Here is a 12,857-nt window from a genome sequence, read left to right as displayed (position 1 = left end):
AAAGCTGTTGAATGGTTATTCAACAGCTCTATGAAATATCTGATTGTAAATTAATGCAATGGAATTACGCAGGTTTGTTTGTGTTTTCCTCTTGTTCTGTGGGTTTCTTTTCTCCTCCTTCGTTGTTTTTGGCCTCAGCAAAGTGGTCATTGTATCCGTAAGTGATATGAGAAGGTTCCTCTCCGTAATCTAGTTGCTTATGTGGATTGTGTTCCACGACTCCCGCAGGAGTTGTAAATTCATATTTTTTCTTCGCTGGTTCAGATTCTGAGCTTTCAGCAGTTTCTACTGACTGGGATTCTTGCTCAGCTTTGGCTTGTTCTTCCGCAACTTTTACATCACTAGGGACGGTTTCCTCTTTGACTTCCGTCTTAACGTCTATGTCTTTTTCAAAATTATTGATCTGATCTGAAATCTCACGCTTGATGCCTTCGGATGCATCTTTGAATTCTCGTATCCCTCTTCCTAAACCTCTTGCCAATTCAGGAAGCTTCTTGCCACCAAAAAGTAGCAAGATCGCAAACACGATTAAAATCATCTCCTGTGTTCCGATGTTTAGAAATGTTATTACTGGATTGTACATACTCTTTTCCTCTTCTTTTGATTACTAACTAGATGCTAAGTTACACTTATATTTCTATAGTTCTTAGACTAACAGGTAAATTTAAGATAATTTTAAGGTATTTGAAACATAAAAATTACTTAACAAAGGAGCTGTATTTGGCGAGTAAATTTTGTTATATTTTTGCTAAATATTTTTTAATATGACGATAGAGCGGAAATATCTTTGTATTTTTGTGCCTATTTTTTTGAGGAATTGATTATGTTGGGAAAATTTAAAACATTCAAGCCGTATTACAAAAGTACGATCGTATTGGCCGGTCCGGTTGTCATTTCACAACTGGGACATACATTAGTACATACCGCGGATAGCGTTATAGTCGGACATTTTGCTGGAACGATTCCATTGGCCGCAGTGTCCTTGGTGAACGCTGTCTTTATGATCGTTATGGTAGTCGGATTAGGAATTGCCTATGGGATCACACCATTGATCGCACAGGAAAATGGTCGCAATAATAAGGAGGAGTGCGCTGTATTATTATCAAATAGCTTTTGGTTGAATATCATTACCGGTATATTGTTGTTCTGTTTGGTCTATTTTGGTTCTATGCTCGCAATTGATCATCTGAATCAGGATCCGGCTGTTGTAAAGGAGGCGAAACCTTATTTACTGATTTTAAGCCTTTCTATGTTACCGCTGATGGTATTCAGTACATTTAAGCAATTTGCCGAAGGTCTGGGCTTTACCAAGCAAGCGATGAATGTAACCATCTGGGGAAACGTACTCAATATTATATTGGCAATCATCTTTGTCAAGGGTATGTTCGGAATTACGCCGATGGGTGTAAAAGGGGTTGGATATAGTACGCTGATTGACCGTGTCTTGATGATGGCGGTGATGATGACCTATGTGTTGCGATCGCAAAAGTTTAAGGGCTATATACAACATTTTAAAATTACAGTAATAGACAAGGTAAGACTAGGGAAAATATTGCGCATCGGTGCACCTGTTGCAATGCAATATGTTTTTGAAATTGGTGCGTTTGCTGGAGCATCTTTACTGGCCGGAACGATCAGTGCTACGGCTCAAGCTTCCCATCAGGTAGCAATCCAGTTAGCTGCAATGACCTATATGATGGCCAGCGGTATTGCTGCGGCTGCAACAATTAAAGTGGGCAATAGCTATGGAAATAGAAACCTGTTCCGCTTGGAGCGCTTTGCCATAACTTCTTATCAGTTGGTTTTGATCTTTATGTTGATTACGGCGTCATTGTTTGCGATTTTCAATAATTATCTGCCTTATATTTTTACTTCTGATAAGGCCGTAGTCGTTATCGCTGCTCAATTACTGATCATTGCGGGTCTTTTTCAATTATTTGATGGCACACAGGTCGTTGGACTAGGCGTTTTGAGAGGTATGGGTGATGTGAATATCCCTACGATCATTACTTTTATTGCTTATTGGATTATCGGACTGCCAAGTGGTTATGTGATGGGAATACTTTTTGACTGGGGTATTAAAGGGATTTGGTACGGCTTGACCCTTGGTTTATTGACTTCATCGGTATTGCTCTATTTGCGGTTCCAATTAGTGATCAAGAGAAAGAAGCTTCAATTTGAAAATAGCATATTATAAAAGCTGCTGGAAGATAAACACGCCTTAATATAGCTGAAAGTATATTCCTGTTAGAATATATGTGATGTAAATAAAAAAGTGGCTGTCCAAAAGGACAGCCACTTTTTTATAGCAATACTGTTTTGCTGTTATATTTCTCTGTTGCTATCCCAGTTTTCGAGATAGTCTGCAACCCGTTTCAAGAATGTGCCGCCTAGGGCGCCATCTATTGCACGGTGATCGTAGGATAGGGACAGATACATCATATGTCTAATTCCGATCATATCACCGTATTCTGTTTCGATTACCGCGGGTTTCTTTGTTATTGTACCGACTGCCAATATCGCCGCTTGTGGCTGATTGATAATAGGCGTTCCCATGATATTACCAAAAGCACCAATGTTGGTAAATGTGAATGTCCCATCTTGTGTATCATCGGGTTTTAATTTATTTGCCCGTGAACGCTGTGCAAGGTCGTTCACTGATTTGCTTAGCCCTACTAGACTCAACTGATCAGCATTCTTTATTACCGGTACGATGAGATTCCCATTTGGCAGCGCTGCAGCCATACCGATATTGATATTTTTCTTTTTAATAATATTATAACCATCGATTGATATATTAACCAAAGGAAAGTCTTTTAAAGCCTTGGTAATGGCTTCTATAAATAGTGGTGTGAACGTAATATTTTCTCCCTCACGTTTCTTATACGCATCTTTTACTTTATTGCGCCATAGGACTAGGTTGGTTACATCTGCTTCCACAAATGAACAGACATGTGGGGATACTTGGACACTCTTGACCATATGATCGGAAATCAAGCGTCGCATACGATCCATTTCAATAATTTCGTCGCTACCGTTTACAACAGTGTGGACTGTTGGAGTTGGTGTAACTTGAGCCGGTTCATTTTTGATCAGAGGGGCATTTGTTGGTTTCGCATGATCTGTGTTTTGCTGAGTGCCTCTATTGGCTACGTACAACAGAATATCCTCTTTCGTAACTCTACCTTCAGCTCCCGTGCCTTGGATACGATCAAGTTCTTCCTGAGATAATCCCTCATGACGCGCGATGTTTTTTACTAGCGGCGAATAGAAGCGGACACCTTGTTCGTAATGTGTATTTGTTGTTTCTTCGACCGGACTACTCAATTGCGCTATACCGGGTATTTCGAAATTGGTAGTTTCATTTGAAAATGTAGGTTGATCAGCTAGGCTCTCCTGCGATTGAACAGTGGGTTCGCTTGTTTTGGTATCTCCTTCTATTTCTATAATTGCAACAACATCACCAACCTGAACGATTTGGTCTGCAGTATAAAGTTGTTCCTTCAAAATTCCCTTTACAGGAGAAGGTACCTCTGAATCAACTTTATCCGTTGCGATTTCCAATAAAGTGTCATCTTCTTCAATCAAGTCACCAGGTTGTTTCAACCATTTGGTAATTGTTGCCTCCGATACACTTTCTCCCATTTTTGGAAGTAAGAGTTTATATAAAGCCATATTTTTTAGCAATCTCGTTATAGAAAAACGAAGTTAATTAAATTGTGGTTTACTTTCAACAATTTGAAATATTATTCCTTAAAAAACGATTTTATTAAAATTTTATTTTAAGTTACTCGAATTTTGCACCTTCTTCTTTTACTAGTAGTTTCCAGAGTAGGAGAAGCGCATTCATGCGTGTACGTTCGATGTTTATGCGCCTATCGTTGTTGAATTGAAATTTCTTTGTGATCACTTCTTTTTTTCCAGCTACCGCCACCCAGACTGTTCCGACAGGTTTCTCAACAGAACCGCCGCCCGGACCTGCTATCCCGGTTGTTGCAATAGCATAATCTGTACTAAATTTTGCTTTCGCACCGCTTGCCATTTCTATGGCTGTCTGTTCACTGACAGCGCCAAATTGCTCCAATGTTGTTTCATGGACATTTAGCAATTGCTGTTTTAGTCTATTGGAGTAGGGGATTGTTCCCCCGACGAAGATTTCGCTGCTTCCGGGATTCGCTGTTAATGAGGCCGCGAGACTACCGCCTGTACAGCTTTCAGCTGTAGTCAACGTAAGCCGCTGTTGAGTAAATTGCTTAATCAAATATGCTTCAATAGTGGTATCATAATCCGCAATCACATAATTTTTTAAGCGATTCAGAAGTTTGCTCTTAAAGAGCTTTACTTCTTGAATAATATCCACTTTGTTTTTACTTTTTCCGGAAAGCCGTAGGCGAATAAAAGCTAATGTGGGTAAATAGGCCAATTTAACAGTTGAAGGAAGTTCTTCTTCAATATCCCTTATTTCTTCAGCAAGATAAGACTCTCCGATACCACCTACAAGTAAGGTTTCGTGGTGGATGAAGATATCTTTATTTTGTTGCTCGATCAAAGGGAAGACACGCTGTTCCATTAGATGCTTCATTTCAAACGGTACACCGGGCATAAAAATATAGTGCTTTTGTGCATCGGAAACCAACATACCTGGTGCCGTACCATAATCGTTGAATAATATTTCACAGTTTGCCAGAACATCGGCTTGCTGTCGATTAATCTCTAGCATTTCCATATTGCGGGACTCAAAGAAACTTGTTACATGTTGGAGTACTTTTTCGTCACGGATTAATGTAGTGCCAAAATATTTTGCCGCGGTTTTTTTCGTAACATCATCTTTAGTTGGACCAAGCCCTCCGGTAATTAAAATTAAATCGGCTCTCGTGGATGCGTCTTTTAAAGTATTGAAAATAGCTTCCTCGGTGTCGGGAATGGATGTCATCTGGACAATATCTATCTCGAATTTCCCCAATTGTTGTGCAATCCAGCTGGAGTTGGTATCGATAATCTGGCCTATCAGAATCTCATCTCCGATCGTAATAATTTCTGCTTTCATAGTATAAACTTACATAAAATTACGGATCAACTATACGCTAAAATTGTTTTGATTAAAAGAATTTAAAGATGGTCCTTTTCGCGTAATAACTGGGTTTGAATTTTTGGGTGTATACCGGATTAATTGTATAAAAAAAGCAGTTATTTTAAAAATAACTGCCTCCAGAACTTGCCCTTTTTGTCAATTTGAGATCTTGCAATATGGATGCCTTCGCTCGAATGGTGACATTATAACTTCGATATCGTCCAAATGGCATCCACCCAAATGACATATCCCAACAGTGTAAATCTCGATAAATATTGAAGGAAGTCATGACAACTTCTTTTTGTTTGAAATCGTACCCGGATTGAAACGTTACTTTCCATTTAGGTGTAACACTAAAGTCTCCATGTAAATTTAGTGTACTCGTAATCTGATTGTCCATGCGTCGTGTACTCGTATTAAAGAACTTGGACATATTAAAACTGAACGAAGCTGCTAGGTTCCAGGGAATATTAAAGTCTACAAAAGCATTTGGATCGGAACTGATTCGGGCCAAAGCCTGAGCCTGCTCTGGGGTCATTCCAGCATTGGACATTTGCTTTCTCAGTGAATCGATGTTGTCACCCCGTGATTTGGCTGCTTTCGGATTTAGACTATAGTCAAAGGATAAACCAAAATTTGTCAGACGGGCCAAACTTCCATCTTTAATCGCATATCTGTTGACGCGGACACCATTTTCATTTACAGAATAAGGGTCAAAGGTACCGTTGAAGTTTACATTCATCTTCTGATCGAAAAATGCTGTCCGACCGGAGAAAGTTATCGGAGATAGTTTTAATGAATCTGCAACAAAATTATAATTTCCACTAAAGGTCAAACCTTGAAGAATTGGTATCTTTTTGAAACCACCGTCGGTGGTGTCAGATTTGCTCTTCACCTTGGCCTCGATATTGTTGTCAATTGAGAAGCCTATACCCGCAGATTTTCCGGCAGAAGGCGAACCATATACTCCCTGCGAAAAGATGGAATATACATTACGATTGCCATATTGATCATTATATTGTTGATAGAACCCATAACGTGGGTCTGAGAAATCCGGTCTATAGTTAAAATTGATTGATGGAGTGACCACATGTCTGATCGCTTCGATTTTTCCGATCTTTGGATACATACCGTATATCTTGGTCGAAAGACCAGTAGATACAGAGTAATCGTAAGCACGATTAAATCCTTGTAGTGTATCAAGCCGTTGTTTATAACCTGCTGGTGTGTTATCAATACGTTGTCTGGTACTTTGTAAGTACCAACGTTCGGTGTAGTTTACACTAGTATTGAATTGAAAGTATTTAAATGCGTTAAGCGATAAGCTGATCGGAATGTTATGCTGGAAACCATTCTGAAACCTTTTGAAACCTCCAGAACTAAATAACAAGCTGTCTTTGGTATTGACTGTATTTTGTGCTTGAAAACTATAACCAACATTAATACGTTGATACCATTTTTGTTCGCCTACACGGTCTTTGCTGTCAAAGGGATTGAATGAAGAAACGTTTAAACTGATATTTGGTAAACTTAACTGAATACTCCTGTCAGCCATATTCTGACTATGGGTTAAACTTGCTGTTAGATTTACTTTTCCATCGGCAAATACTTTTCCATAACTGATAGATGACCCCATTCTGTTTTGGGCCAGATTTTCATAGGTGGTTAGGTTGCTTCCTGTACCTGTATTGCGGAAATAGGAGGCAGTACCGAAGTTTACACTAGCAGAAAAAGATGTTCCCGGGTTAGCTTCTTGACGTTGGGTATGGTTCCAGGTTACATTGAAGTCTTTGTTTGAACCATAATTATCGGTGCCTTCTATCCCTGTTTTCGTATTTGCATAACGTATATTAAATCCACCGTTGAATTTATAATTTACGGTATAACGTGTGTTCATGGATACTTCCCATGAACCTTTTGAATATAATGATCCTCTAATTTCACTATCCCAGTAATCGTTGAAAGCGAGATACCAACCAATGTCACGCATGGAAAAGCCTCGCGTATAATCTTCACCAAAAGATGGGAAAAGAAATCCTGAGGCTCTTTTGTCGGGTTTAGGGAAAAAAGCAAATGGGAAGGCTACAGGCATAGGGACCCCCATTACCACTAAATAAGCAGGACCGGAAATGATCTGATTTTTAGTTACGATCCCTTTAGATATATGTATACCAAAATGGGTGTGTGGCTCCGGTAAATTACAAGTACTATAGAGTCCCTTGTAGATTGACATCTCATCATAGATATTCTTTCGGACGATATTGGCTTGGATAAAGCCTCCATCTACCTCGGTCATAATGCCATAGGTATTCCCTTCCTGCTTTTCGTAATCATAATAGAGGGAATCTACCGTTTTAGGAGATTCGCCATTTCCCATAATAACAATAGGACGGCCTACATATTTGCCGCTTTTATCATAAATGCCTGATGCGAAAATCTTTTTTTGATTGCGGTCGAGTCGGATGTAATCAGCGGAAAGTTCAAAATCCTGATACTTTACTTTTGCACCACGATATAAATGGCTAATATTCTTTGCTACTTCCGATTTTTGGGAATCGACTGCGATGATGCTGACTTCCGCCTGCAATCCATTGCCTTTTTTCTTCGTGGTATCCTGCCCGGATTTAGTAGAATCGGCAGGTTTTATTTTTGTTGTATCCTGCAGTTTACTGGTCGCCGAGACAGGGTCCTTACTTTGAAGTCCGTTCTGTTTTAATGGAATATTGCTCTGAGCGAATGTTGAATTGCTCATTGCAAGAATGATAAATAGTGTTAAAATGTTGATTAACGACTTCAAAATTAAAGACAAATGTTATTTTTGTGAAATAATGTTAAACTTCGAAGGACAAAATTAGTCAAAAAACAAATAGAAAATATGTTAAATATCGTTATCTATTAAAGAAATAATATTGACTCATTTTGTATCGTTTATAGTAGAGCAAATAATTATTCAATGAAATCAGATTTAAGAATTAGAAAATGGTGTAGCATTATGTTTGCTACTTTGGGATTTTTTTTATTGAATTCTTTCAAATTAAACAACGGCCAACCCGAACCGCCAGACTATCAGATTAAAACCATTGTTATTGATGCTGGACATGGTGGAAAAGATACCGGTGCACAGGGCCGTCGATCCCTAGAAAAGAATGTAGCGTTGGACGTGGCGTTAAAGCTCGGCCGACAAATTCAAAAAGATATTCCTGGAGTTAAGATTATCTACACGCGGACTTCTGATGAATTTGTGGAATTGTATAAACGTATTCGTTTGGCCAATGCTAACAAAGCGGATTTATTTATTTCCATTCACTGTAATTCAGGTGGTTCTAGCGCCCATGGTACAGAAAGCTTGGTTTCTGGTTCGCATCGTTTAGGGCAACAGGATGCTGCTGTCCGTGAGAATGCATCGTTATTGCTCGAATCAAATTATAAAGAAAATTACCAGGGATTTGATCCTAAAGACCCTGAAAGTGCTATTATTTTTTCATTGATGAAAAACAGATTCCGTGAAAAAAGTATTCGTTTGGCACAGATGATTGAGGGAGAGTACGTGAAAGCGGGAAGACATAGCCGTGGGTTCTGGGAAAAAGGATTAGCAGTATTAGCAGAGGCAGGAATGCCAGCAGTTTTGACAGAAATCGGATTTATCAGTAATAGGGAAGAGGAAAGCTATCTTTTATCGGATGAAGGGCAACAAGAAATTGTCAATAATTTGGTTTCGGCTTTAAAAATTTATAAAAATTCTGTTGAACGCTAAACAGATTTGCTTTTATGCTGTTTTAAAGTTATATTAATGATGCATTACAAAAAAAATGATTTGTGAAAATATCAAATGAAACAAAAGTCGGCATATTAGCAACAGTTGCAATTGCTCTATTATTTATAGGGTATAGTTTTTTAAAAGGAAACGACGTCTTCAGTAGCGATAATACATTTTATACCACTTACCATACAGTCGACGGGTTAACTTCTTCCAAGCCGGTTTTAGTTAACGGTTATCAGATAGGACGGGTGTCAAAAATGACCTTACAACCAGATGGTAAAATAAAAACGGAATTTAAGATCCATTCCCATTATAAAATCCCTAAAAATACCATCGCTCGCATTTCCAGCACAGATCTATTGGGTAGCAAGGCAATTGTTTTTGAGATGGGCAATAGCACAGAAATGGCAAAAGATGGCGATTTTCTAAATTCAGGTATCCAAGCGAATATTATGGATAAAGTTGAACCAATTCAAAAGCGAATTGAAACTATTACGATCAAACTGGATTCTACATTGACAGTAGTTAATACGGTGCTAGATAAACAATTTCAAGATGATTTTAAGAATAGTATTCATAGCATATCCACTTCCCTGAAAAATGTCGAAGGAATCACAAAAGATGTAGAGGGGCTTGTGGGAACTGAAAAGGGACGGTTAAATAGAATTATGGCCAATTTGGAATCGATCACATCCAATTTCTCACAAAATGGTGAGAAAATCAACGCAATAATGGCTAATCTAAATAATATAACAGATAAAGCGGCACGATTGGATTTTGAACAAACCATGAACAAAGTAAATGCGACAATGTCCGATTTTCAAAATATTACTAGCAAGATTAATAGTGGTAAGGGGTCAATTGGTTTGTTGCTTAATGATGAAGAATTATACCACAATCTAAATAACGCATCTAAAGAAATGGATAATCTGATGAAGGATGTTAAGGAGAAACCCGGTAAATATATCAAGCTTTCTATTTTTGGGAAAAAAGGTGAAAAATAGATTTTGGTTATCAGAAGCCTTATATAGAAAAAGCCTGCAATTTGCAGGCTTTTTCTATATAAGGCTTCTTTAGATGCTGGAATTATGCTCCCCATCAGAGTAGCAGTTACGTCGCACCTGAATAGTTCTCAAATACGCTACTATTGTCACCGACAAACTGTCCCGCGACTTTTTCCTTTTTCTGTTCAGAAGTTCTGCTTTACTGTTTTGGGGTTACGTTTTTTTTATGGCTGTATATAGTATTTTAGTCGGCTACAGGTAAGCGTTAACGGTGTTAAATTTTCTTTTGAGGGGTCATTGGGGCTATTTTATGAAATCACCACGTGTGTTTTTATCTACGCTGTTTATCATTGCTGGTGCTTAACTTATGACCAAGTTGATACCATAGCCAATATTAAAACTCTATCAACACTATTTTTATAGGGTATTAACAGAGGGTTAATAGGGATATACCCCTGTTACCCCCCTGTTATACCCTTGTTAATACCCCGTAATCTCCCTTTTAATAAATAAGTAGGTGTTAATCAGTAGTTAACTTGATCCTTTGTTATCTGAAATGATCGAAAAAGATGGAATGAAATAGATTACAGCCCCTGCGGATGGTCAATTTGAAAGGGAAATCAATAATTCTGAATCCAGAAATATCGGGTTTACTTTATGGTCAGCCATTAAACCAAAATTAACGCCACTCAATAAGTGGCGTTAATTTTGATAATTGCAATATTTTACTAGCGATTTTATCAGTAGCGTAAGTATATTATCTCACTTTCTTATTTTACAGCGGTATTAGAGGGTTTCTTTAAGCCAGGTAAAGAATTCTCTTTGCCAGACCAGAGCATTGTGTCCCGATAATACCCAGTGGTTTTCATCCGGGAGATAGACAAGTCTGCTTTTTATTTTTTTCAATTGAGCAAGTTGAAAGGCTGCTAAACCTTGTCCTATTGGAACACGGTAATCTTTTCCGCCTTGAAAAATCAGAATAGGCGTATGCCAGTTATTTGCTTTCTCAATCGGATTAAACTGTGTATAAGATTTTTCGTTTTTGCTATCCCAGTAGGCACCACCCAATTCATGATTGGCAAAGAACAATTCTTCCGTCGTACCATACCAACTTCTCATATCGAATAAGCCGTTATGTGCAATGAATGTTTTGAAACGATTTTGATGGACTCCGGCTAACTGGTAAACGGAATAACCACCATAACTAGCGCCAATTGCTGCCCGACGCGCTGTATCGACATATGTTTCTTTGGATATATCATCTATAGCAGATAAATAGTCTCTGATGGGTTGTCCGCCCCAATCTTGTGAAATCGCCTCATTCCATTTTACTCCCCAACCGGGCATGCCTCTACGATTTGGTGCGATAACAATGTAACCTTGTGAAGCAATTAATTGCAGGTTCCAACGGAAAGAATAAAACTGCGTGAGCGCAGATTGTGGCCCGCCTTCACAATAGAGTATAGTTGGGTATTTTTTTGCAGGATCAAAATTTGGAGGATAAATTACCCATGAAAATAAGTCAGCACCATCGGAGGCTTTTGTAATACGTCTTTCAATTTTGTTTTCCGCAATTGCTGCATACTTGTCGTCATTGACCTTTGTGACCGCTGTCAAAGATTTGTTTTTGAGGTCAAAGCTAAAGACTTCAGTCGCACGCGTGAATTTGGTCAAAGTAACAATCAACTTATCTCCGGTTTGACCAACAATACCCGTAATATCAAAGTCTCCAGTTGAAATTTGTTGGATCTTCGGAAGACTTTTTGACTTTATATTCGAAGGTACCTCTAATTCAAATAACTGCACAGTACCTTTGGTGGCGGCAGTAAAGTATATTTTGCGATTATCATTGCTCCAAATAAAACTGTTGACGGTACCATCCCAGTGTGCTGTTAAATTTAAACGGATTGAACTGCTTTTATCAAATAGGATGATGTCATTTTTGTCGGACTCATAACCATCGGTTCTCATACTGAGCCAAGTTAAACTTTTACCATCTGGAGAATAACTTGGTGCAACGTCATAGCCGTTCATGCCTTCGGTAAGATTAGTGGTTGTACCAGAAGATAATTCATAACGATAAATATCTGTGTTGGTGCTCACGGCATAATCTGTCCCGAATTTTTTCTTACAGACATATAGTATCGCTTTGCTGTCGGGAGACCAAATGAAATCTTCTGCACCACCGAAAGGTGCCTGCGGACTGTAGTAAGGTTGATCCTTCAGTAGATCAACGGGATCGCCTATTTTTCCATTACTGTAGCTGGCCACAAAAGGGTGATTGAATTTTCCATCATTGAATGTATCCCAATGCCTGTAATCTAAGTTGTCATAAATATAAGCATCCGATTTAGGCAGTTCTGGGTATTTATCTGTGCTATGGTATTTTTTTATTAATACAGATTGGCTAAAAAGAATATGCGTTCCATCTGGAGAAAATTTAACATTTTCCAGGGCCATTTCACCGGATGTCAGCTGAGTTGCATCTCCCTTTGTCAGATTTTTTTTCCATAGGTGGCCTTTCGATAGATAAATAACATCACCATTTTGTTCGATCTGGACTACTGTTTCGCCTCCTTTCTGATCCGTAAATTGACCACCAGCACCATTGGCTAATGAGATCGTATAAAGATTCTTCTCACTCGTATTGCTTTCCAGGTTGTAATTAGAAACACCATACAGCAATGTTTTACCATCTGAAGAAAGTCCTTCAGCCGATACACGACCGAGATCCCAAAGGGTGCTAGGGCTAATAGGTTGTGGTGTTTCCGTAACCATCTTAAAACTGGATTTTCCACCTTTGCTTTCTTGCGCATTGCTGAGGTTGCATGCCATAATCGCTAATGTAAATATTGTAAGTTTTTTCATATATATAATGCTGAAAAATGTCCTCGCAAGTTACAGATTTTGCTACTAAAAGCTAAGCAAAGGATAAAAATAGCCGTCTTATTTAGTAAAAAGACGGCTATTTGTTTGGATACCTTTATTTCTTGAGCAATATGCCGATAATTACCCAATAGAT

At 38.5% G+C, this 12,857-nt stretch carries 8 protein-coding genes; 3 read left to right on the top strand and 5 right to left on the bottom strand.

The genetic code is table 11. From position 1 onward, the window contains the following. Positions 1-64: 64 nt before the first annotated feature. The gene (locus LC454_RS26510; RefSeq protein ID WP_317196247.1) at positions 65-583 is read right to left on the bottom strand and encodes a twin-arginine translocase TatA/TatE family subunit; all 519 of its coding nucleotides are present in this window, start codon (positions 581-583) and stop codon (positions 65-67) included. 240 nt (positions 584-823) lie between these two features. On the opposite strand from LC454_RS26510, the gene LC454_RS06125 reads away from it, so the two are divergent. After that, positions 824-2,197: an MATE family efflux transporter gene (locus LC454_RS06125; protein WP_223580652.1), complete on the top strand. Its 1,374-nt coding sequence runs from the start codon at positions 824-826 to the stop codon at positions 2,195-2,197. 128 nt (positions 2,198-2,325) lie between these two features. Here LC454_RS06125 and LC454_RS06120 read toward each other — a convergent pair whose 3' ends face one another. The 3 genes from LC454_RS06120 to LC454_RS06110 all read right to left on the bottom strand — a co-directional run bounded on the left by LC454_RS06120 (position 2,326) and on the right by LC454_RS06110 (position 7,823). Continuing rightward, complete coding sequence (locus tag LC454_RS06120) at positions 2,326-3,675, bottom strand: dihydrolipoamide acetyltransferase family protein (RefSeq protein WP_223580649.1); 1,350 nt, start codon at positions 3,673-3,675, stop codon at positions 2,326-2,328. A 112-nt stretch (positions 3,676-3,787) separates the two neighbouring features. Next, positions 3,788-5,047 (bottom strand): competence/damage-inducible protein A, encoded by a 1,260-nt coding sequence (locus tag LC454_RS06115; protein WP_223580647.1) that lies wholly within the window; start codon positions 5,045-5,047, stop codon positions 3,788-3,790. A gap of 145 nt (positions 5,048-5,192) precedes the next feature. Continuing rightward, positions 5,193-7,823 carry a putative LPS assembly protein LptD gene (locus LC454_RS06110; protein ID WP_223580645.1) on the bottom strand — a complete coding sequence of 877 codons (2,631 nt, stop codon included), beginning with the start codon at positions 7,821-7,823 and terminating at the stop codon, positions 5,193-5,195. Between the two features lie 201 nt (positions 7,824-8,024). Here LC454_RS06110 and LC454_RS06105 point away from each other — a divergent pair, with 201 nt between their 5' ends. After that, complete coding sequence (locus LC454_RS06105; RefSeq protein WP_223580643.1) at positions 8,025-8,825, top strand: N-acetylmuramoyl-L-alanine amidase; 801 nt, start codon at positions 8,025-8,027, stop codon at positions 8,823-8,825. A 62-nt stretch (positions 8,826-8,887) separates the two neighbouring features. Beyond that, positions 8,888-9,835 (top strand): MlaD family protein, encoded by a 948-nt coding sequence (locus tag LC454_RS06100; protein WP_223580641.1) that lies wholly within the window; start codon positions 8,888-8,890, stop codon positions 9,833-9,835. Between the two features lie 786 nt (positions 9,836-10,621). Here the strand turns inward: LC454_RS06100 and LC454_RS06095 are convergent. Further along, entirely contained in the window at positions 10,622-12,703 is a 2,082-nt protein-coding gene (locus LC454_RS06095; protein WP_223580639.1) for a S9 family peptidase, read from the bottom strand. Positions 12,704-12,857: the final 154 nt, after the last annotated feature.

It is taken from the genome of Sphingobacterium sp. GVS05A (genome assembly GCF_019969845.1).
Classification (GTDB): domain Bacteria; phylum Bacteroidota; class Bacteroidia; order Sphingobacteriales; family Sphingobacteriaceae; genus Sphingobacterium.
Note: the sequence above shows the minus strand (reverse complement) of the source record. Positions and strands in the feature narration are given on the sequence as shown.